At 62.1% G+C, this 22991-nt stretch carries 18 protein-coding genes; 8 read left to right on the top strand and 10 right to left on the bottom strand.

Going from position 1 to position 22991, the window contains the following annotated elements:
* Positions 1-171: 171 nt before the first annotated feature.
* From guaA to KW840_RS09045, 8 genes are all read right to left on the bottom strand, one after another.
* Entirely contained in the window at positions 172-1749 is a 1578-nt protein-coding gene (guaA, locus tag KW840_RS09080; RefSeq protein WP_008053207.1) for a glutamine-hydrolyzing GMP synthase, read from the bottom strand.
* Positions 1750-1848: 99 nt separating this feature from the next.
* Positions 1849-3318, bottom strand: coding sequence for an IMP dehydrogenase (gene guaB / locus KW840_RS09075; RefSeq protein WP_008053208.1), 1470 nt, complete (start codon positions 3316-3318; stop codon positions 1849-1851).
* A gap of 239 nt (positions 3319-3557) precedes the next feature.
* The gene (locus KW840_RS09070; RefSeq protein ID WP_154861742.1) at positions 3558-4106 is read right to left on the bottom strand and encodes a sugar ABC transporter ATPase; all 549 of its coding nucleotides are present in this window, start codon (positions 4104-4106) and stop codon (positions 3558-3560) included.
* A 195-nt stretch (positions 4107-4301) separates the two neighbouring features.
* Entirely contained in the window at positions 4302-5483 is a 1182-nt protein-coding gene (purT, locus tag KW840_RS09065) for a formate-dependent phosphoribosylglycinamide formyltransferase (RefSeq protein WP_046040988.1), read from the bottom strand.
* Positions 5484-5560: 77 nt separating this feature from the next.
* Positions 5561-6028, bottom strand: coding sequence for a VUT family protein (locus KW840_RS09060; RefSeq protein ID WP_057716267.1), 468 nt, complete (start codon positions 6026-6028; stop codon positions 5561-5563).
* 438 nt (positions 6029-6466) lie between these two features.
* A complete protein-coding gene (locus tag KW840_RS09055) occupies positions 6467-6682 on the bottom strand; it encodes a DUF1289 domain-containing protein (RefSeq protein WP_090453267.1) in 216 nt (71 codons plus the stop codon).
* Positions 6679-7203 carry a gamma carbonic anhydrase family protein gene (locus tag KW840_RS09050; RefSeq protein ID WP_218494995.1) on the bottom strand — a complete coding sequence of 175 codons (525 nt, stop codon included), beginning with the start codon at positions 7201-7203 and terminating at the stop codon, positions 6679-6681. Before KW840_RS09050 ends, KW840_RS09055 begins: the two co-directional genes overlap by 4 nt.
* A gap of 71 nt (positions 7204-7274) precedes the next feature.
* Positions 7275-7874, bottom strand: a complete 600-nt coding sequence (locus tag KW840_RS09045) for a CoA pyrophosphatase (protein WP_150813638.1) — start codon at positions 7872-7874, stop codon at positions 7275-7277.
* Positions 7875-8021: 147 nt separating this feature from the next.
* Between KW840_RS09045 and KW840_RS09040 the strand changes: the two genes are divergently transcribed.
* The 7 genes from KW840_RS09040 to nagE all read left to right on the top strand — a co-directional run bounded on the left by KW840_RS09040 (position 8022) and on the right by nagE (position 16793).
* A complete protein-coding gene (locus tag KW840_RS09040) occupies positions 8022-8573 on the top strand; it encodes an NUDIX hydrolase (RefSeq protein ID WP_057716272.1) in 552 nt (183 codons plus the stop codon).
* A 121-nt stretch (positions 8574-8694) separates the two neighbouring features.
* On the top strand, positions 8695-9198 hold the full coding sequence (locus KW840_RS09035; RefSeq protein ID WP_007982819.1) for a murein L,D-transpeptidase family protein: 504 nt from the start codon (positions 8695-8697) through the stop codon (positions 9196-9198).
* Positions 9199-9494: 296 nt separating this feature from the next.
* Complete coding sequence (locus KW840_RS09030; protein WP_057716273.1) at positions 9495-10226, top strand: GntR family transcriptional regulator; 732 nt, start codon at positions 9495-9497, stop codon at positions 10224-10226.
* Positions 10227-10265: 39 nt separating this feature from the next.
* Positions 10266-11372 carry an N-acetylglucosamine-6-phosphate deacetylase gene (gene nagA, locus KW840_RS09025; protein ID WP_218494994.1) on the top strand — a complete coding sequence of 369 codons (1107 nt, stop codon included), beginning with the start codon at positions 10266-10268 and terminating at the stop codon, positions 11370-11372.
* Positions 11353-12375, top strand: a complete 1023-nt coding sequence (locus KW840_RS09020; protein WP_150813636.1) for an SIS domain-containing protein — start codon at positions 11353-11355, stop codon at positions 12373-12375. The genes nagA and KW840_RS09020 overlap by 20 nt, the downstream gene beginning before the upstream one ends.
* 156 nt (positions 12376-12531) lie before the next feature.
* The gene (gene ptsP / locus KW840_RS09015) at positions 12532-15048 is read left to right on the top strand and encodes a phosphoenolpyruvate--protein phosphotransferase (protein ID WP_218494993.1); all 2517 of its coding nucleotides are present in this window, start codon (positions 12532-12534) and stop codon (positions 15046-15048) included.
* A gap of 29 nt (positions 15049-15077) precedes the next feature.
* Positions 15078-16793: an N-acetylglucosamine-specific PTS transporter subunit IIBC gene (nagE, locus tag KW840_RS09010; protein ID WP_057716277.1), complete on the top strand. Its 1716-nt coding sequence runs from the start codon at positions 15078-15080 to the stop codon at positions 16791-16793.
* 184 nt (positions 16794-16977) lie between these two features.
* Here the strand turns inward: nagE and KW840_RS09005 are convergent, their stop codons facing one another.
* Together KW840_RS09005 and purL are read right to left on the bottom strand one after the other, a co-directional pair.
* The gene (locus KW840_RS09005; RefSeq protein ID WP_057716278.1) at positions 16978-17289 is read right to left on the bottom strand and encodes a YqfO family protein; all 312 of its coding nucleotides are present in this window, start codon (positions 17287-17289) and stop codon (positions 16978-16980) included.
* Positions 17290-17294: 5 nt separating this feature from the next.
* Positions 17295-21191: a phosphoribosylformylglycinamidine synthase gene (purL, locus tag KW840_RS09000; protein WP_218494992.1), complete on the bottom strand. Its 3897-nt coding sequence runs from the start codon at positions 21189-21191 to the stop codon at positions 17295-17297.
* A 285-nt stretch (positions 21192-21476) separates the two neighbouring features.
* On the opposite strand from purL, the gene mltF reads away from it, so the two are divergent.
* Positions 21477-22937 carry a membrane-bound lytic murein transglycosylase MltF gene (gene mltF, locus KW840_RS08995; RefSeq protein WP_218494991.1) on the top strand — a complete coding sequence of 487 codons (1461 nt, stop codon included), beginning with the start codon at positions 21477-21479 and terminating at the stop codon, positions 22935-22937.
* The last annotated feature ends 54 nt before the right edge of the window (positions 22938-22991 follow it).

Genomic DNA, 22991 nt, shown 5'->3' with positions numbered 1-22991 from the left:
CGGCGTGTCAGGCGCGGGAGATGTTGGATGTGCTGGCCTCATCGCGAGCAAGCTCGCTCCCACAGGGGATTTGGGGCGAACACAACTGAAAAGCAAGAAGCCCCGGGTCTCACAACCCGGGGCTTCTTTTTGTCGCTATCGTTTTGAGCCTGCGTTCACAGGCTCATACGATCATTCCCACTCAATGGTCGCTGGCGGCTTGCTCGACACGTCGTAGGTGACGCGGGAGATACCTTCGATTTCATTGATGATGCGGCCGGAAACGGTTTCCAGCAGTTCGTAAGGCAGGTGTGCCCAACGCGCGGTCATGAAGTCGATGGTTTCCACGGCACGCAGGGCCACGACCCAGGCGTAACGACGGCCATCACCCACCACGCCAACCGATTTCACCGGCTGGAACACTACGAACGCCTGGCTGACCTTGTGGTACCAGTCGGCCTTGCGCAGTTCTTCGATGAAGATGTGGTCGGCGCGACGCAGCAGGTCGGCGTATTCCTTCTTCACTTCACCGAGGATGCGCACGCCCAGGCCCGGGCCCGGGAACGGATGACGGTAGACCATGTCGTACGGCAGGCCCAGTTCCAGGCCCAGACGACGGACCTCGTCCTTGAACAGCTCGCGCAGGGGTTCAACCAGCTTGAGGTTCATTTCTTCCGGCAGGCCGCCCACGTTGTGGTGCGACTTGATCACGTGGGCCTTGCCGCTTTTCGCGCCAGCCGACTCGATCACGTCCGGATAGATGGTGCCCTGGGCCAGGTACTTGATGTTGTCCAGCTTGCAGGATTCGGCATCGAACACGTCGATGAAGGTACGGCCGATGATCTTGCGCTTCTTCTCCGGGTCGGCTTCACCGGCCAGGTTACCGAGGAACTGCTCTTCGGCGTTGGCGCGGATCACCTTGACGCCCATGTTCTCGGCGAACATGGCCATCACTTGCTCGCCTTCGTGCAGGCGCAGCAGGCCGTTGTCGACGAACACGCAGGTCAGTTGGTCGCCGATGGCTTTGTGCAGCAGCGCGGCAACCACGGACGAGTCCACACCGCCGGACAGGCCGAGCAGGACGTTGTCGGTGCCGACTTGGGCGCGAACCTGGGCGATGGCGTCTTCAGCGATTTTCGACGGAGTCCACAGGGCTTCACACTCGCAGATGTCGAGGATGAAGCGCGACAGGATGCGACCGCCCTGCTTGGTGTGGGTCACTTCCGGGTGGAACTGCACGCCATAGTAACGACGCTCGTCGCTGAACATGCCGGCGATCGGGCAGCTCGGAGTGCTGGCCAGGATGTGGAAGTCTTCCGGCATGCGGGTGACCTTGTCACCGTGGCTCATCCACACGTCGAGGCCGAACAGGCCGTCAGCGTCGATGTGGTCTTCGATGCCGTCGAGCAGGCGGCTCTTGCCGACTACATCAACGCGGGCATAGCCGAACTCACGCAGCTCGGAACCTTCAACCTTGCCGCCCAGTTGCTCGGCCATGGTCTGCATGCCGTAGCAGATACCGAAGACCGGCACGCCCAGGTCGAAAACGGCTTGCGGGCAGCGAGGGCTGTTGGCTTCGTGAACCGACTCTGGGCCGCCGGCGAGAATGACGCCTTTAGGAGCGAATTCGCGGATCGCATCTTCGTCCATATCGAACGGGTGCAGCTCGCAGTACACGCCGATTTCACGCACGCGGCGGGCGATCAGCTGGGTGTACTGGGAACCGAAGTCGAGGATCAGGATGCGGTGAGCGTGAATGTCGAGGGCCATGATTCAGTCTCGTCTAAAAAATTCGGAAACAGTGGTGATTCAGAAACAACTCGGGGCTGAATAAAACAGCCCCGGTTGCTTAGCTTGTTGCTTGAAGGCTCAACCTACGCGGTAGTTTGGCGCTTCCTTGGTGATCTGCACGTCGTGAACGTGGGATTCGGCCATGCCGGCGCCGGTGATCCGCACGAACTCAGGCTTGGTGCGCATCTCTTCGATGTCGGCACTGCCGGTGTAGCCCATCGAGGAGCGCAGGCCGCCCATCAACTGGTGGATGATCGCGCTCAGGGTGCCCTTGTACGGAACACGCCCTTCGATGCCTTCCGGAACCAGCTTCTCGGCGCCTGCCGAGGAGTCCTGGAAGTAACGGTCGGAGGAGCCTTGGGCCTGGGACATGGCGCCCAGCGAACCCATGCCGCGATAAGCCTTGTACGAACGGCCCTGGAACAGTTCGATCTCGCCCGGCGCTTCTTCGGTACCGGCGAACATCGAGCCCATCATCACGCAGGAAGCACCGGCCACGATGGCCTTGGACAGGTCACCGGAGAAACGGATGCCGCCGTCGGCGATCAACGGTACGCCTGTGCCTTCAAGGGCAGCGGCGACGTTGGCGATGGCGCTGATTTGCGGCACGCCGACACCGGCGACGATACGGGTGGTGCAGATCGAGCCAGGGCCGATACCGACCTTGACTGCGTCGGCGCCAGCTTCGGCCAGGGCCTTGGCGGCGGCGCCGGTGGCGATGTTGCCGCCGATGACCTGCACTTCAGGGAAGTTCTGCTTGACCCAGCGAACGCGGTCGATCACGCCCTTGGAGTGACCGTGAGCGGTGTCGACCACCACCACGTCAACGCCGGCGGCGACCAGTGCGGCAACGCGATCACCGGTGTCTTTACCGGTACCGACTGCAGCACCCACGCGCAGACGACCTTGATCGTCCTTGCTGGCCAGCGGGTAAGCCTTGGCTTTTTCGATGTCGTTGACGGTCATCATGCCCTTGAGGGCGAATTTGTCGTCGACGATCAGCACGCGTTCGATGCGGTGCTTGTGCAGCAGTTCACGTACATCGTTCTTGTCGGCGCCTTCCTTGACCGTGACCAGACGCTCTTTAGGCGTCATCACTTCACGGACAGTGGCTTCCAGACGGTTCTCGAAACGCACGTCACGGGAGGTGACAATGCCGACCAGGTCGCCATTGTGCAGCACCGGAACGCCGGAGATGTTGTGCATGCGGGTCAATTCGAACAACTCGCGCACGGTGGCGTCGGCGACGATGGTGATCGGGTCTTTGACCACACCAGCTTCGTAACGCTTGACCTTGCGGACTTCGGCAGCTTGCTGCTCGATGGTCATGTTCTTGTGGATGATACCGATACCACCTTCCTGAGCCATGGCGATTGCCAGACGGGCTTCAGTGACGGTGTCCATGGCAGCGGAAACCAGTGGAATATTCAGCTCGATGCCACGGGTAAGGCGGGTCTTGAGACTGACTTCGTTAGGAAGCACCTCGGAATAACCGGGCACTAGGAGAATGTCGTCGAATGTCAGAGCTTCTTGGCTGATACGCAGCATCGCGGGGGCTCCCGAGCGGGAAAATGGAAGCGCGCCATTATAGTCAGACACCCCTTCGGGTTCAATGTAAAACTCTGTCTATTATTGGCATTACTGACATACGGGGATTAAAAGGCGGGATTGCTGCTTTTTTTGTAGGAGCGAGCCTGCTCGCGATGAGCTTGCAGGCAACGCTTGTTTTCAGACAGCACGCGTCATCGTTCACGACCATCGCGAGCAGGCTCGCTCCTACAAGGTCATCAGAGTTCGACTTTCACCCAACTGACCGGCTGATCCAGCCAATCGGCGAATTCATCGATAAAGCTCTGTTTGAACCCGGCTTCGGCCCAGTTGTTGAAGATGAAACCGAGATTGGAGAAGCCGCATTCCTGCAGGAACAGGAAGCCGTTGATGTCGTCTTCATGCCCGCATTCGGGACAGGTGAAGTTGTCGGTACGCCCCGGCATCCAGTCTTCCAGGCTTTCGAACAGGGCTTCACCCACTTCCTTGCGGCACTCGGCGCAGCCCGCTTCGCCAAGAAAACCCTTGGCCGGCGTATAGATGCAGCGCTTGGTGATGATCTCCAGACCGTTGACCGGCTCGCCGAACGGCAGCGCGTCCGGGTGCAGGACCACCTCACGGGCACCCTCGGCGATCGCATGGCCCATGCGATTGCCGGTGCGGCCGCACGTGGTCAGTTCTTCCTGGATGATGTTCTTGCGCACCAGCCAGCGCACAACGGCCCGGGCCCGGGGTTCGTGTACCGGCAGGGTGGAGATTTTCGGGACGATGATGCTTTGGGAATTCATGGGGTACAGGCCTGGAGCGCTGATAAAAGATCGGACGCGAATTACCTGTGGGAGCGAGCTTGCTCGCGATGGTCGTTAACGATAACGCGTACTTTCTGATTGAACGCGTCGCCCTCTAGTCCATCGCGAGCAAGCTCGCTCCTACAAGGATCAGTAGGCGAGCCTTTAGAAGGTATAGGCCCGCCGCAGCTGTTTTTACAGCTCGACAACAACCGCCTGCGAAGCACGGGTCGCCTTGGCGCGGGCGGCTTCGATCGATTCGTCGCGCGCCAGGGCCACGCCCATGCGGCGCTGGCCGTTGACTTCAGGCTTGCCGAACAGGCGCAGCGCGGTATCCGGCTCGCTCAACGCAGCGCCCAGGTTGGCGAAAGCGGTCTGGGTCGACTGCCCTTCCACCAGGATCACCGCCGAGGCCGAAGGCCCGAACTGACGGATCAACGGGATCGGCAGACCGAGAATGGCCCGCGCGTGCAAGGCGAACTGCGACAGGTCCTGGGAAATCAGCGTAACCAGGCCGGTGTCATGCGGGCGCGGCGAGACTTCGCTGAACCACACCTGATCACCCTTGATGAACAGCTCGACACCGAACAGGCCACGGCCGCCCAAGGCCTCGGTCACGGCTTTGGCGACACGCTCGGACTCAGCCAGGGCAACCGGGCTCATGGCTTGCGGCTGCCAGGATTCCTGGTAGTCGCCCTTCTCCTGACGGTGACCGACCGGCGCGCAGAAGGTGGTGCCGCCGACGTGGCGCACGGTCAGCAGGGTGATTTCGTAGTCGAAATCGATGAAGCCTTCGATGATCACCCGACCTTTACCGGCACGACCACCTTCCTGGGCGTAGTCCCAAGCCTTCTGCACGTCATCGACGCTACGCAGCAGGCTCTGGCCCTTGCCCGAAGAACTCATGACCGGCTTGACCACGCACGGGAACCCGAGGTCTTCAACGGCTTTGCTGTAATCCTCGAAGGTGTCGGCGAAGTGGTACGGCGAGGTTGGCAGGTCCAGCTCTTCAGCGGCCAGGCGACGGATGCCTTCACGGTTCATGGTCAGCTGCGCAGCGCGGGCAGTCGGGATAACGGTGAAGCCTTCGGCCTCCAGCTCCACCAGGGTCGCGGTGGCGATGGCTTCGATTTCCGGCACGATGAAGTGCGGCTTTTCGGCTTCGATCACGGCACGCAGGGCAGCACCATCGAGCATGTTGATCACGTGGCTGCGGTGCGCCACCTGCATGGCCGGCGCATTCGCGTAGCGGTCCACGGCAATCACTTCAACGCCCAGGCGTTGCAGCTCGATCACCACTTCCTTGCCCAACTCGCCACAGCCACACATCAATACGCGGGTCGCGGTCGGCGACAATGGAGTTCCGATACGGGTCATCTGAAGGTCCTCAAGGAGCGGATCATCGAGGGAAGCACGCTTCCCATGGGGAGAAAGCGCGGCATTTTACATGAACTTCAGCTGACGACAGCCTGTTTGCGCAGGCGCCAGGCCATGATCAGCCATACGGCGGTGACCCCGGCGAATTTCGAGCCCAGGGCGGTGAGGATCACGCCCGGCGTCAGGGCGTCGATCATGCCGAAAAAGATAAAGGTATCGAGGGGAATGCTCAGGGCCGAACTTATCCACAGGCGATCATGCAGCGGGCGCCGGGTGATGCTGAACACCAACCAGTCGATGCACTCGGAAACGGCGAACGCCGTGGCGCTGGCCAGGGCGATGGACGGATCGGAGGTGACATAGGACAACACCAACGCCACCAGCATCGCTGCGAGGGCGCCATGCCCGAATCGGGCTTGCACCATGTCGCGCAACACAAACACCAGCCCGCCCCAGGCCGACCAGATGATGTCCAGGTGCGGTGCGGTGGAAAAGGCGTAATTGATCAGCACGACGCTGCTGATGTAGGCGATCAGGAAGAGCATGGGCGTGGAAGTACCTGTAATTTTGCCGCACAGGATACTGTAGGAGCGAACCTGCTCGCGATGGTCGTTAACGAGAACGCGGGAAGTCTGGCTCCCCGCGGTGTTCTTGAGTCCATCGCGAGCAGGCTCGCTCCTACAGTCGAACGCATTCCCATGTGGGAGCGAGCCCGCTCGCGATGGTCGTTAACGATAACGCGGGACGTCTGGCTCCCCGTGGTGTTCTTGAGTCCATCGCGAGCAAGCTCGCTCCCACCGACGAACGCATTCCCATGTGGGAGCGAGCTTGCTCGCGATGGTCGTTAACGATAACGCGGGACGTCTGGTTCCCCGCGGTGCTCTTGAGTCCATCGCGAGCAAGCTCGCTCCCACAGACGAACGCATTCCCATGTGGGAGCGAGCTTGCTCGCGATAAAGTGCGAAGCACTTTCTGGGGGCAATTCAGTTATCGGATTTGGAAGGCAACATCCAGATCAACCCACTGGCCTTGGCCCGCTCATGACACAACCCCAACACCGTGCGGCGCTCGTCGTTGGTCATGCGGCTCCAGCGGGTAATCTCCTCCACCGTGCGTTGGCAACCGGTGCAGATGTCATCGTCGTCCAGCGCACAAATATTCACGCAGGGTGATGCAACCGGGCGTTCGCTGGCAGTCATTCTTCCTGCTCGGCCAGGTCGCGGGCATAGCGCTGCGAGTTATGCACGTAGTGAGCAGCGCTGGCTTCCAGCATCCTGATTTGCGGCTCGGTCAACTCACGCACCACTTTGCCGGGCGAGCCCATGACCAGCGATCCGTCCGGAATCTCCTTGCCTTCGCCGATCAGCGAATTGGCGCCGATGATGCAGTTCCTGCCGATCTTCGCACCATTGAGAATCACCGCGTTGATGCCGATCAGGCTGTAGTCGCCGACGGTGCAGCCGTGGAGCATGGCGTTGTGGCCGATGGTCACGCCGGCACCGATGGTCAGCGGGTAGCCCATGTCGGTGTGCATCACGGTGCCGTCCTGGACGTTGCTGTTCTTGCCGATCAGGATCAATTCGTTGTCGCCGCGCAATACGGCGTTGAACCAGACGTTGGCGCCCTCTTCCAGCTTGACCTTGCCCACCAGCACGGCATTGGGTGCGACCCAGCTCTGTGGATGGGTTTCGACGCGGGCGTCGCCCAGGCGGTATTTCATTGTTGTATTCCTCAAGGCTCAGGCAGGCTTTTTTCAGCAAAACCAGGATTCAGGCCATTCGAACGATGGCTTCAGATATTGATAAAGCTTTTGGGAGGCTGATGCAGGCTGATTTTGGCGTCATACAGCAGGTTGATCAACTCGACGATCATGATCGCCGTCAGCCCCCAGATCTTGTATTCGCCATAGCGATAGCTCGGCACGTACCAGCTGCGGCCCTGATAGTCGATGCGGTGGGTATGTTCGCGAGGGTCTTTACGGAAGAATTCCAGGGGCACGCTGAACACCGCGGCGATCTCGGCGTCGTTGGCCCGGTATTCGACAAAATCCGGGATCACCCCGACATAGGGCGTGACCTTGATGCCATGCAGGCTGATCAGCGGGCTGAGCGGTCCGATCACCTCGACCAGCCCCGGCGGCAGGCCGATCTCTTCTTCGGCTTCACGCAGGGCGGTGAAAATCAGGTCGGGGTCTTCGGGGTCACGGCGCCCGCCGGGGAAGGCAACTTCGCCGCCATGGGTCGACAGGCCGCTGGCACGCAGGGTCAACACCAGCTCGGGCTCGTCACTGCGGGTGATGGGCACCAGCACCGCTGCCTCGGGAAAACGACGATCGGTCTCCAGTGTGCGTGGAGTGTGGTTACTAACCCGATGCAGTAGCTCGTCCAGCATGAGTGTTCTCGATTTGTGCCTTACCCGGCATCATGCACCAATCGCTGCGGTCGCCCAACCCCCGCAACCGCCCCATGTCGCGAAACGACAACTTGCCGACCGGCACTGCCGCACGCCAAGATAGGCGCAGCATTCAGGAACCCCAGCATGAAATTTTGCAGCCAGTGCGGTAACCCGGTGACCCAGCGCATTCCCGAAGGCGATTCGCGCCTGCGCTTTGTCTGCGACAGTTGTCACGCCATTCACTACCAGAACCCCAACATCGTCGCCGGCTGCGTGGCGACCTGGGGCACCCAGGTATTGCTGTGCCGGCGGGCCATCGAGCCGCGACGCGGTTACTGGACCCTGCCCGCCGGTTTCATGGAGAACGGCGAGACCATCGAACAGGCTGCCATTCGCGAGACGGCCGAGGAAGCCTGCGCCCGGGTGCGCAACCTGAACATCTATACCCTGATCGACGTGCCGCACATCAGCCAGGTGCATGTGTTCTTCCGTGCCGAACTGGTGGACCTGGACTTTTGCGCCGGCCCCGAGAGCCTGGAAGTGCAACTATTCGACGAAGCGGACATTCCATGGGATGAGCTGGCTTTCCGCACGGTGGGCCGTACCTTAGAATGCTTCTTCGCTGACCGGCGGACCGAAATCTATCCCGTTCGGTCTGAATCGATCCCGCCGCTTGCTCAGCCTGCCATTATCTGATGTCATCTCGGCATCACCGGGAGGCGCCGAAAGATTGTCCGAATGCGGCCCGAGCCAGCGGCAGCTCCTGCAAAAACTTCTATACATAAATAGTCGCGACACCTCCTAGGGAATCGTTTCAATGCGCTGGTTGCTTGCCCTGTTCTGTTTGTCGTTTGTCACGGTGTCCCAGGCTTCTGCCGTGGAAACCCTGGACGGCAAGGTCATCGAGAAAATCCTGATTCTCAAGTCTTCCCATCAATTGCAATTGATCAATGACGGCAAGCCGCTCAAAACCTATCGCATTTCCCTGGGCAAGCGTCCCAAGGGGCCGAAGCTGATGGAAGGCGACAAGCGCACCCCGGAAGGCTTCTACTGGGTCGACTGGCGCAAGATCAGCGACCGTTTCAACCTGGCGATGCACATTTCCTACCCGAACATCAGCGACTCTGCCCGCGCCCGTCGTGAAGGCGTCGAGCCCGGCGGCATGATCATGATCCACGGCACCCCGGACAGCGAAGACACCCCGGAAGACCTGTTCCACACCCTGGACTGGACCGACGGCTGCATCGCCATGCGCAACATGGACATGCGCGAAGTCTGGAACCTGGTGCCGGATGGCACGATGATCGAGATTCGCCCGTAAATCCCACGACCTTTGGTCGCCCCCGCAAAAAAAATCAAAAAAATTCCAGCCTTCGGCAGCTCCTGCAGGGTGAATACCATTTCCCCCTGTAGAAGCTGCCGAAGGCTGCGATCTTTGCTTTAAATCCTCCCACCGCTAATACCACTTCAATCCAGCCTCTTTCCACTACGCCACATAAGGCCGGTTTACCGCACCTGCAGCCTGAGAGCTGCATTGACATGGTATTCAAGTGGTATTAGTTTTTTGTCCTACAGCGAACAAGTAACTTTCCTACAGACGCGTCGGACAATAATTAAATGAACGACCTTTCAGCCCTGCGCCCCGACGACACCCAACCCACGCCGTTGTACCTGCAACTGGCACGCAATCTGGAAGCGGCGATCCATGCCGGCCAGTGGAAAGCCGAACAGGCCATGCCGTCGGAGCGCAATCTGAGCGAGGCGCTGGGCATCTCCCGCGTCACTGCACGCAAGGCTCTGGAAGTGTTGTTCGAACAAGGCCTGATCCGCCGCAACCAGGGCTCCGGCACCTTCATCACGCCGCGTCTCGAACAACCGTTGTCGCGCCTTTCCGGTTTCAGTGAAATGCTCCGCCTCAAGGGTTTCGTGCCCGGATCGCAATGGCTGGAGCGGGAAATCACCCTGCCGACCCACGAAGAACTGATCCGCCTCGGCCTGTCGCCCAACGACAAAGTCGCGCGCCTCAAACGCCTGCGCAAGGCCGACGACACGGTGATGGCCATCGAGATGAGCACCCTGCCCGCCTCGATCATTCCCAAGCCGCAGGCGGTGGGCGATTCCCTCTACGAATACCTCGACGGCATCGGCAAACCGGTTGTCCGCGCCCTGCAGCACATCCAGGCGATCAACGCCTCGGACGAATTCGCAGCCCTAGTGGGCATCGCCCCCGGCACCGCCATGTTGCTGATGACCCGGGTCGGCTACCTGGAAGACAACACGCCCATCGAAGTCACCGACACCTATTGCCGTAACGACTACTACGACTTTGTCGCAGAGCTTCGCCGCTAGAACGCTGCATCGCGAAACCGCCCACCCAGAGAACCGATCATGTCCGAAGACAACATCCTCACCGCCCACGGCTGGGTTCGCGGCCGACTGGTCCATGAGCACGGCAAAGTCGTGTCGATCGAAGGCCAGCCCTGCGATCCGGCGGACAACGATCTGCCGTACCTGCTGCCGGGCTTCATCGACCTGCACGTTCACGGCGGCGGCGGCAAAGACATCATGGAAGGCGCGCCGGCCTTCGAAACCATCACCCGAACCCACGTGCGCTTCGGCACTACATCGTTGCTGGCCACCACCATGACGGCACCGAGCGAAGAGATATCCAGCGTGCTCCAGGCCGTCGGCGAATTCTGTGAGCAGCGGCCCCAAGGCTGCGCCCGGGTGCTTGGCGTACACCTCGAAGGCCCCTACATCAACCCGGGCAAACTCGGCGCGCAACCCAACTTCGCCCACACCGCGCTGATGGCCGAAGTCGAAGCGTACCTGGCGCTCGCACCGATCCGGGTGATCACCATTGCCCCGGAAATCGCCGGTCACGATGCCTTGATCCGCGACCTCAGCAGCCGCGGCATTCGCATGCAGATCGGCCACACCCTGGGCAGTTATGAGGAAGGCGTGGCCGCGCTGGAGGCCGGCGCCAGCAGTTTCACCCACCTTTACAACGCCATGAGCCCGCTGCATCACCGCGAGCCCGGGATCGTCGGCGCTGCCCTGGCCCACGCCAAATACGCCGAACTGATCCCGGATTTGCTGCACGTGCACCCCGGCGCCATCCGCGTGGCCCTGCGTTCGATTCCTTGCCTGTATTGCGTCACCGACTCGACCGCCGCCGCCGGCATGCCCGATGGCGAGTACAAACTTGGCAGCCACACCGTGACCAAATGCCTCGGTGGCGTGCGCCTGCCCGACGGCACGCTGGCCGGCAGCACCCTGACCATGGATCAGGCTCTGCGCAACCTGGTGAAAATCGGCCTGCCCATCGCCGAAGCCTCGCAGCGCCTGTCGCAATTCCCCGCCGACTACCTCGGCACCACCGAACGCGGGCGCCTGCAACCGGGGGCCTGGGCCGACTGCGTGCGGCTGGATCGCTCACTGAAACTGACCGCCGTCATGGTCGAAGGAGAAGACATTGACTTCAAAAATGCTTGAAGAGGCGCTGTCCTCGTTCGAGGCCGTGCAAGCCCAATTACAGCAACTCGACCCGCAGATGATCGAGATCGCCGGGCGCCTGCGTCGTCAGCCGCCGCAAGTGGCCATGACCGTGGCGCGTGGCAGCTCCGACCATGCCGCCAGTTACTTCGCCTACCTGACCATGCAACTGCTGGGCATCCCGGTGGCGTCGCTGCCGATGTCGGTGGTGACCATGCAACAGGCACCGTTGAAGGTCAGCGGCCAGGTGGCATTCGCCTTTTCGCAATCGGGGCAAAGCCCGGACCTGGTCAACAGCCTGCGCCTGTTGCGCAAGCGCGGCGCCTTGAGCATTTCGCTGGTCAATGCCGAAGACTCGCCCCTGGAAGCCGCCTGCGAATTCAGCCTGCCGCTGTGTGCCGGCACCGAAAGCAGCGTCGCCGCGACCAAGAGCTTTATCGCCACCCTCAGCGCCAGTGCCCGGCTGATTGGCCACTGGAAAGAAGACACCGAACTGCTCGACGCCTGCCGCGCCTTGCCCGATGGCCTGCGCGACGCCGCGCAACAGGACTGGAGCCGGGCCATCGACGCCTTGCGCGATTGTCAGCGACTGATGGTGATCGGCCGTGGCGCCGGTTTCGCCATCGCCCAGGAAGCGGCGCTCAAGTTCAAGGAGACCTCGGCGATCCAGGCCGAAGCCTTCAGCAGCGCCGAAGTCCGTCACGGTCCGATGGCCTTGATTGGCGACAACTACCCGCTGCTGGTGTTTGCCCCACGGGGCGCCGAACAGGCCGGTTTGCTGAGCCTGGCCGCCGACATGCGCCAACGCGGCGCCCTTGTCCTGCTGGCCGCGCCGGATGACGTGCTTGAACGGGACCTGACGCTGACCCGCGCCGAACACCCGGCCCTCGACCCGATTCTCGCGATCCAGAGTTTCTACGTGATGGCCGCCGGCCTGGCCGTGGCCCGAGGCATGGACCCGGACCAGCCACGGCACCTGAGCAAAGTGACGCGTACACACTAACCACCCTTGTAGGAGCGAGCTTGCTCGCGATGGACGTTGACGATAACGCGCGTTTGCTGGATAAACGCGGCGTTCTTTAGTCCATCGCGAGCGAGCTCGCTCCTACAGAGGGGGGCGCGTTGATCCGAACCGAAGTTTTCCTGATGAGACCGAGCCATGCATAACAACAATAAAGAGCTGACCCTCAGCGCCCCGCTCAGCGGCCCGGTGCTCACGCTCGCCAAAGTCCCGGATGCGGTGTTTGCCAGCGGCGCCATGGGCGACGGGATCGCCATCGACCCGTTGAACGATACCCTTCATGCGCCGTGCGCGGGCGTGGTGGTGCATGTCGCCCGCACCGGCCATGCGGTGACCCTGCGTGCCGACAACGGTGCGGAGCTGCTGCTGCACCTGGGCCTTGATACCGTCGAACTGCAAGGCCAGGGCTTTTCGATGCTGGTCAAGGAAGGCGCGCGCGTCTCCAATGGCCAGCCGCTGCTGCGCTACGACCTGGACAAGGTCGCGCAACAGTGCAAAAGCCTGGTCAGCCTGCTGATCCTCACCAACAGCCAGGACTTTCAGGCACGGCCCATCACCCTCAAGTCGGTAAAGGTCGGCGAGCCGCTGCTACACATCATTCGCCGCCAGGGCGTGGGCGCGCAGGCGGACGTGGAGCTTGCTGGCGAAGAAGTGGTCGGCCACATCCGCATCGCCCATCGTGGCGGTCTGCACGCACGGCCGGCCGCGTTGATCCGTCAGACCGCGCAAGGATTCAAAAGCAAATCGCAGCTGCATTTCGCCGGCAAGTCGGCCACCTGCGACAGCCTGATCGGCCTGATGGGGCTGGCCATCGGCGAACAGGCAGAAGTCCAGGTCAGTTGCCAGGGCCCGGACGCCGAAGCCGCGCTGCAAGCCTTGCTGACCGCGTTATCCACAGCCCTGGCCGAAGACAGCCATGCCGCCGCGCCGACCACGATTGCCCAACGCAATCGCCCCGCCGAAGCCGGTGTATTGCACGGCGTCTGTGCGGCGCCCGGCCTGGTCGGCGGGCCGCTGTTCCACCTGAATGCGATCAGCCTGCCGGTGGATGCCGGTCATCATGATCCCCAGCAACAGCAGCAAGTGCTGGACGCGGCACTGAGCCAGGTGCGCAGCGAAATCGAACGCACGCTGGTCCTGGCAAAAAAACACAAGGACAGCGCTGAAGAGGCGATCTTCGCCGCACACCTGGCGCTACTGGAAGACCCGGCCCTGCTGGACGCCGCCATACAAACCGTCGCCCAGGGCACGGCCGCGACCCACGCCTGGAGCCAGGCCATCGACGTGCAGTGCGAAGTCCTCCAGCAAACCGGCAGCACGCTGCTGGCCGAACGCGCCAACGACCTGCGCGACCTCAAGCAACGGGTGCTGCGCGCATTGCTCGGCGACACCTGGCATTACGACGTGCCGGCCGGCGCCATCGTCGCAGCGCATGAACTGACGCCCTCCGATTTACTGCAACTGAGCCAGCAAGGCGTCGCCGGACTGTGCATGGCCGAAGGTGGCGCGACCTCCCACGTGGCGATTCTGGCCCGGGGCAAAGGCCTGCCGTGCATCGTGGCGCTGGGTTCGACGCTGCTCGATCAGCAACAGGGGCAACCGGTGGTGCTGGACGCCGACGGCGGCCGCCTCGAACTGACACCCAGCACACAGCGCCTGGCCGACGTGCACCAGCTGCAACAGCAACAGCAACAACGCCGGACCGAACAACAGGCCCAGGCGCACACCCCCGCACTGACCACCGATGGCCTGCGCATCGAAGTCGCCGCCAATGTGGCATCCAGCACGGAAGCGGCAGACGCGTTGGCCAATGGCGCCGACGGCGTCGGCTTGCTGCGCACCGAGTTTCTCTTCGTCGACCGCCACACCGCGCCGGACGAACAGGAACAACACCACGCCTATCAAGCGGTGCTCGATGCCATGGACGACAAGTCGGTGATCATCCGCACCATCGACGTCGGCGGCGACAAGCAACTGGACTACCTGCCACTGCCCGCCGAGGCCAATCCGGTGCTCGGCCTGCGCGGCATTCGCCTGGCCCAGGCTCGCCCTGAACTGCTCGACCAGCAATTGCGCGCGCTGCTGCACCTGCGCCCGTTGTCACGCTGCCGGATCCTGCTGCCGATGGTCACGGAAGTCGATGAACTGCTGCACATCCGCCAGCGCCTCGATGCCTTGTGCGGTGAACTCGGCCTGGCGCAACGCCCGGAACTGGGTGTGATGATCGAAGTTCCGGCCGCCGCGCTGCTGGCCGAGCAACTGGCCGAACACGCGGACTTCCTGTCCATCGGCACCAACGACCTGTCGCAATACACCCTGGCCATGGACCGCGACCACGCCGGACTCGCCGCGCGCGTCGATGCGCTGCACCCGGCACTGCTGCGGCTGATCGCCCAGACCTGCGCCGGTGCGGCGCAGCACAACCGTTGGGTGGGCGTGTGCGGCGCACTGGCGTCCGATCCGTTGGCCACGCCGGTGTTGATCGGCCTGGGGGTCAGTGAATTGTCGGTGAGCCCGGTACAGGTCGGCGAAATCAAGGACCGCGTGCGTCATCTCGACGCCAGCGAATGCCGGCGCATCAGCCAGGATCTGCTCAAGTTGAGCAGCGCCAGCGCCGTGCGTCACGCCTGTCACCAGCATTGGCCTCTGAGCTGAAGAACAACAAGAATCCACGGAGAACCGCCATGTACCAACTTTTCATCGAAGGCCTGCAACGCCTCGGCCGTGCGCTGATGCTGCCGATCGCGATCCTGCCGATTGCCGGCCTGCTGCTGCGCCTGGGCGATACCGATCTGCTGAACATCGCGATCATCCACGACGCCGGCCAGGTGATCTTCGCCAACCTGGCGATGATCTTCGCCATCGGCATCGCGGTCGGTTTCGCCAGGGACAACAACGGTACGGCGGGTCTGGCCGGGGTGATCGGTTACCTGGTGATGATCTCCACCCTCAAGGCGCTCGACCCGAGCATCAACATGGGCATGCTCGCCGGGATCGTCAGCGGCCTGATGGCCGGCGCGCTGTACAACCGCTTCAAGGACATCAAGCTTCCGGAATACCTGGCGTTCTTCGGTGGCCGACGGTTCGTGCCGATTGTCACCGGGTTCGCCGCCGTGGGGCTGGGTGTGGTGTTCGGCTACATCTGGCCGCCGATCCAGCACGGCATCAACAGCTTCGGCACACTGATGATGGAAAGCGGCAGCTTCGGTGCGTTCGTCTTCGGCCTGTTCAACCGCCTGCTGATCGTCACCGGCCTGCACCACATCCTCAACAACATGGCGTGGTTCGTGTTCGGCAACTTCACCGACCCCACCACCGGGGCGCTGGTGACTGGCGACCTGTCGCGCTACTTCGCCGGCGATCCGAAGGGTGGCCAGTTCATGACCGGCATGTTCCCGATGATGATCTTCGGCTTGCCCGCCGCCTGCCTGGCGATGTACCGCAACGCCCTGCCGGCACGGCGCAAGGTGATGGGCGGGATCTTCCTGTCGATGGCGTTGACCGCGTTCCTGACCGGCGTCACCGAGCCGATTGAATTCGCCTTCATGTTCCTCGCGCCGTTGCTGTTTGTGCTGCATGCGTTGCTGACCGGCCTGTCGATGGCCATCACCAATGCGCTGAACATCCACCTGGGGTTCACCTTCTCCGGCGGCTTCATCGACATGATTCTTGGCTGGGGCAAGTCCACCAACGGCTGGCTGGTGTTCCCGGTGGGCCTGGCGTATGCCGTGATCTATTACGTGGTGTTTGACTTCTGTATCCGCCGCTTCGACCTGAAGACACCGGGCCGCGAAACCAGCGCTGACGTCGAGCAGGTTGCCGTCGCCGACAATGAACGCGCCGGGGCATACATCAAGGCCTTGGGTGGTGCCGAAAACCTGATCACCGTCGGTGCCTGCACCACGCGCTTGCGCCTGGACATGGTGGATCGCAACAAAGCCTCGGATACCGACTTGAAAGCACTCGGTGCCATGGCCGTGGTGCGTCCGGGCAAGGGCGGGAGTTTGCAAGTGGTGGTGGGGCCAATGGCCGACGCGATTGCCGATGAGATTCGCTTGGCGATGCCTGCGCTAGGTCGCGCCATGGTGTCGTCACCGGCTGCAGAAATCGACGCGCCGCCACCTGCCGCCATGGCGACACCCGAGGCCCAGCAATGGCTCAATGCCTTGGGCGGCGGCGACAATGTGCTGCAACTCGATTGCGTGGCCATGACCCGCATCCGCCTGCAACTGGCCGATGGCAAGGCGTTGTCGGAGTTCGATTTGAAAGCGTTGGGTTGCCAGGGTGTAAGTCAGCTGGATGGCGGTATCTGGCATCTGCTGATTGGCGACAAGGCGCCGACCTTGAGTGATGCACTGGAGGTGTTGGTCAATCGCAGCGAGGTCAGTGCCAAGGTTTAGATCCTCGGTGCCTGATAGGCCGCCATCGCGAGCAAGCTCGCTCCCACAGTGGTCCGGTGTATGCAGATCCAATGTAGGAGCGAGCTTGCTCGCGATGAGGCCCTCACTGACACCACAATAGTTTGGGCAACAAAAAACCCGCTGAAATCTCTTTCAGCGGGTTTTTCATTTCAGCACCGGAGAATCAGAAATCCTCCAGCCGCCACACTTCATAAGCCGGTGTCTCATAGGGATGGCTCTGTTTCAGAGCCGCCACTACCGAGCGAATCAACTCATCGGCCACCACCAGTTCAACCTTCCATTCCTCGACCTGTTCGACCTGCCCTGCCTCGCCAATGAACGGCTGGCTGCCGTCCAGTGGACGAAACTGGCCAGTGCCCAACACTTGCCATGCACAGTGGTCATAAGCACCGATTCGCCCACCACCGGCGGCGAATACGGCGCTTTTGACCACCTCGACATGACTGTCGGGAACAAAAAAGCTGAGCTTGTACACGGCGCTTAGTTCACCCACACACGAGCGTTACGGAACATACGCATCAACGGAGCATCTTCGTTCCAGTCATCCGAACGCCACGAGTTCTGCACGGCGCGGAACACACGCTCCGGGTGCGGCATCATGATGGTCACGCGACCGTCGCGGCTGGTCAAACCGGTGATCCCGCGCGGCGAGCCGTTCGGGTTGGCCGGGTAGCTTTCGGTGACCTTGCCGTGGTTGTCGACGAAACGCATCGCCACGCAACCCGACAGATCGGCTTCCAGCAGTGCTTCTTCGCTGGCGAACTCGGCATGGCCTTCACCGTGAGCAATGGCGATCGGCATGCGCGAACCGGCCATGCCTTGCAGGAAGATCGAGTTCGACTCCTGGATCTGCACCATGGCAACACGGGCCTCGAACTGCTCGGAGCGGTTGCGCACGAAGTGCGGCCAGAACTCGCTGCCCGGGATCAGCTCGTGCAGGTTGGACATCATCTGGCAACCGTTGCACACGCCGAGGGTGAAGCTGTCGTTGCGTTCGAAGAAGCCCTGGAACGCATCGCGGGCACGGCTGTTGAACAGCGCGGATTTCGCCCAGCCTTCACCGGCACCCAATACGTCGCCGTAAGAGAAGCCGCCGCAAGCGACCATGCCCTTGAACTCGTTCAGGTCGACCCGGCCGGCCAGAATGTCGCTCATGTGCACGTCGATCGCGTTGAAACCGGCGCGGTCGAACGCGGCAGCCATTTCCACCTGACCGTTGACGCCCTGCTCACGCAGTACGGCAACCTGTGGGCGAATGCCTTTCTTGATGTAAGGCGCGGCGATGTCCTGGTTGATGTCGTAGCTCAGCTTGACGCTCAGGCCCGGGTTTTCTTCTTCCAGCAGCACGTCGAACTCTTGCTCGGCGCAGTCGGCGTTGTCACGCAGACGCTGGATCTGGTAGCTGGTCTCGGCCCACTGGCGTTGCAGCAGACGACGCTGGCCTTCGAACACAGTGTCACCGTTGAAGGTGATGCCGATCTCGCCATTGTTGATTGGCTGACCGATCACCGACACGCAGTCACCCAGGCCGGCAGCGCTGAACTGCGCGAGGATGTCCGGGGTCGCGTCCTGGCGAACCTGGATCACGGCACCCAACTCTTCGTTGAACAGGATGGCGGCGATGTCGGCAGAGGTTTCTGCCAGACCGTCGAGGTTCAGGCTCAGGCCACAGTGACCGGCGAACGCCATCTCGACAACGCTGGTCAGCAGACCACCGTCGGAGCGGTCGTGGTAAGCCAGCAGGTGGCCGTCGGCGTTGAGGCCCTGGATCACCGCGAAGAAGGCTTTGAGGTCTTCGGCGTCATCGACGTCCGGAGCCTGCTTGCCGAGCTTGCCGTGAACCTGCGCCAGGATCGAGGCGCCCATGCGGTTCTGGCCGCGGCCCAGGTCGATCAGGATCAGGTCGGTGGTGCCCTTGTCCATGCGCAGTTGCGGGGTCAGGGTCTGACGGATGTCAGTCACTGGCGCGAAACCGGTCACGATCAGGGACATCGGCGAAGTCACGGACTTGTCCACGCCTTCATCGTTCCAGCGGGTGGCCATGGACATCGAGTCCTTACCCACAGGAATGGTGATGCCCAGTTCAGGGCACAACTCCATGCCGACCGCTTTCACGGTGTCGTACAGGCGTGCATCTTCACCCGGGTGACCCGCAGCCGACATCCAGTTCGCCGACAGTTTGATGTCGGAGATCTTGCCGATGCGCGAGGCCGCGATGTTGGTCAGGGTTTCGCCAATGGCCATGCGGCCCGACGCCGGAGCGTCCAGCAGTGCCAGCGGAGTACGCTCGCCCATCGCCATCGCTTCACCGGTGTAGACGTCGAAGCTGGTGGCGGTGACGGCAACGTCGGCTACCGGAACCTGCCACGGGCCGACCATCTGGTCACGGGCCACGAGGCCGGTGATGGTGCGGTCGCCGATGGTGATCAGGAAGCTCTTGCTCGCCACGGCCGGGTGATGCAGGACGCGCTCAACGCAATTGGCGATGTCGAGGGTCGACGGATCGAAATCGTCGCCCAGTTCGTTCTCGCGAACCACCGAACGGTGCATGCGCGGGGCTTTGCCCAGCAGCACTTCCAGCGGCATGTCCACCGGGCTGTTGCCGAAGTGGCTGTCGGTGACAGTCAGTTGTGGCTCGGCAGTGGCTTCGCCGACTACGGCAAACGGGCAACGCTCACGCTCGCAGATCGCCTTGAAGCGTTCGAAATCTGCCGGGCCGACGGCCAGAACGTAACGTTCCTGGGATTCGTTGGACCAGATTTCGTGCGGGGCCATGCCCGGCTCGTCGTTTGGAATGTTGCGCAGTTCGAAACGGCCACCGCGGTCGCCGTCGTTGACCAGTTCCGGGAAGGCGTTGGACAGACCGCCCGCACCCACGTCGTGGATGAAGCTGATCGGGTTCTTGTCGCCCAGTTGCCAGCAACGGTCGATGACTTCCTGGCAGCGACGTTCCATTTCCGGGTTTTCGCGCTGTACGGAAGCGAAGTCCAGGTCTGCCGAGCTGGTGCCGGTGGCCATGGAGGAAGCGGCGCCGCCGCCCAGGCCGATCAGCATCGCCGGGCCGCCGAGCACGATCAGCTTGGAGCCGACGACGATCTCGCCTTTCTTGACGTGTTCTTCACGGATGTTGCCCATGCCGCCAGCCAGCATGATCGGCTTGTGGTAGCCGCGAACTTCGTCACCGTGCGGGGTGGTGATCGATTGTTCGAAGGTACGGAAGTAGCCGGTCAGTGCCGGACGACCGAATTCGTTGTTGAACGCAGCGCCGCCCAGCGGGCCTTCGATCATGATGTCCAGCGCGGTGACGATGCGCTCGGGCTTGCCGTACGGCACTTCCCACGGCTGTTCGAAGCCCGGGATCTGCAGGTTCGACACGGTGAAACCGGTCAGGCCAGCCTTCGGCTTGGCACCGCGACCGGTGGCGCCTTCGTCACGGATCTCGCCACCGGAACCGGTGGATGCGCCCGGGAAAGGGGCGATCGCGGTCGGGTGGTTGTGGGTCTCAACCTTCATCAGGATGTGCACCGGCTCCTGCACCGCACCGTACTGGCGGGTCTCAGGGTCCGGGAAGAAGCGACCGGCCACGGAGCCGACGATCACCGAAGCGTTGTCCTTATAAGCCGACAGAACGCCTTCGCTGTGCATCACGTAGGTGTTCTTGATCATGCCGAACAGGCTTTTTTCCTGGCTCTCGCCGTCGATGTCCCAACTGGCGTTGAAGATCTTGTGACGGCAGTGCTCGGAGTTCGCCTGGGCGAACATCATCAGTTCGATGTCATGCGGGTTGCGCTTCAAGCCGACGAAGGCGTTGACCAGATAGTCGATCTCGTCTTCGGCCAGGGCCAGGCCCAGCTCGGTGTTGGCTTTTTCCAGCGCGGCGCGGCCGCCACCCAACACGTCGATGGCGGTCAGGGGTTTCGGTTCGGCGTGGCTGAACAGGCCGGCGGCCTGCTCGAGGTTGCCCAGGACGATCTGGGTCATGCGGTCGTGCAGACCGTCGGCGATCAGCTGGGCTTCAGCATCGCTGAACTGGCCGGCCACGTAGAACGCGATGCCGCGTTCCAGACGCTGGATTTTCGCCAGGCCACAGTTACGGGCGATGTCGCTGGCCTTGCTCGACCACGGCGAGATGGTGCCGAAACGCGGCAGCACCAGAAACAGACGACCGGTCGGTTCCTGTACCGGAACGCTTGGACCGTACTTCAGAAGGCGCGCGAGCACCTGCTGTTCGTCGCCGGTCAGGACGCCGGTAACTTCGGCGAAGTGAGCGAATTCAGCATACAGGCCGCTGACAGCCGGAACCTTCTGGCTCAGTTGCTCAAGGAGCTTGCTGTGGCGAAAGGCAGAAAGGGCAGGAGCGCCGCGCAGGATCAACATCTTCGGGACAGCCTCGGGAAGGGGTGTGCTTTGAGGCCGTGCATTCTAGCCTAAACAGCCCGCGACATCACCCGAAACGCTACGCACGGTTGCACTCGGGCGTCGATCTGTGTTTCTGCCTCGAAAGTCAGGTTAACCGGGCGTGCAGCAACAGCTTATTTTTACTGTAACAAAATGCAGGCAAGGCCCATTCCTGCGGGGTTTCGGCCGGTTTTGTGATCGCTAGCAGACAAGCCCCTCACTGTCGAGATATGGCGCTCGTGGTCCTTTGCGTATACTGCGCAGATGTTTTTCCCAACGGCTTTGCGTCCGCGGTACGCCAAATGGCTGATCGCAACCGGACTCTTCCTGATGCTCGGTGGCTGTGTTGATAAACCCAACACGCTCGAGCGCGTAAAGGAGGATGGTGTGCTGCGGGTGGTTACCCGAAACAGCCCCGCCACCTACTTTCAGGATCGCAACGGTGAGACCGGCTTCGAATACGAGCTGGTGAAGCGCTTCGCCGACGATCTGGGGGTCGAGCTCAAGATCGAGACCGCCGACAACCTCGATGACCTGTTCAACCAGGTCGGCAAGCCCAATGGCCCGGTGCTGGCGGCTGCCGGCCTGGTCAGCAGCGAAGAGCGCAAGAAGCAGGTGCGCTTCTCCCACTCCTATCTGGAAGTCACCCCGCAGATCATCTATCGCAACGGCCAGTCCCGGCCAACCGATGCGAAGGATCTGGTGGGCAAGAAGATCATGGTGCTCAAGGGCAGCACCCACGCCGAACAACTGGCGCAGCTGAAACAGAAGTTTCCTGGCATCGAATACGAAGAGTCTGACGCGGTCGAGGTCGTCGATCTCCTGCGCATGGTGGATGAAGGTCAGATCGACCTGACCCTGGTCGACTCCAACGAAGTGGCGATGAACCAGGTGTACTTCACCAACATCCGGGTCGCCTTCGACCTCGGCGACGCCAGCAACCAGAGCTGGGCCGTCGCCCCGGGCGACGACAACAGCCTGCTCAACGAAATCAACGATTACCTCGACAAGGTCAAGAAGAACGGCACCCTGCAACGCCTCAAGGACCGCTACTACGGGCATGTCGACGTCCTCGGCTACATGGGCGCCACCACGTTTGCCCAACACTTGCAGCAACGCCTGCCCAAGTACGAACAGCACTTCAAGGCCTACGCCAAGAAGGAGAAAGTCGACTGGCGCCTGCTGGCGGCCATCGGGTACCAGGAGTCGTTGTGGCAACCGACGGTCACGTCCAAGACCGGCGTGCGCGGCCTGATGATGCTGACCCAGAACACCGCGCAGGCCATGGGCGTGTCCAACCGCCTGGACCCCAGGCAGAGCATCATGGGCGGCGCCAAGTACCTGGCCTACACGAAAGACCAGCTGGACGACTCGATTCAGGAGCCGGACCGGACCTGGTTTGCCCTGGCGGCCTACAACGTCGGCAGCGGCCACCTGGATGACGCACGCAAACTGGCGGCCAAGGAAGGGTTGAACCCGGACAAATGGCTGGACGTGAAGAAGATCCTGCCGCGCCTGTCGGAAAAGAAGTGGTACAGCAAAACCCGTTACGGCTACGCCCGTGGCGGCGAACCGGTGCATTTCGTGGCGAACATCCGTCGCTACTACGACATCCTGACCTGGGTCACGCAGCCGCAGCTTGAAGGCGACCAGGTCGCCGAGGGCAAACTGCTTGTTCCGGGGATCGACAAGAGCAAGCCGTCGCAGGAACCTGCCCCGCTCTGACAGCCACCCAAAATCAAATGTGGGAGCGAGCTTGCTCGCGATGAGGCCCTGTCA

Source organism: Pseudomonas sp. PDM30 (genome assembly GCF_019218985.1).
GTDB lineage: Bacteria > Pseudomonadota > Gammaproteobacteria > Pseudomonadales > Pseudomonadaceae > Aquipseudomonas > Aquipseudomonas jessenii.
This window is presented reverse-complemented; position numbering and strand designations above follow the sequence as displayed.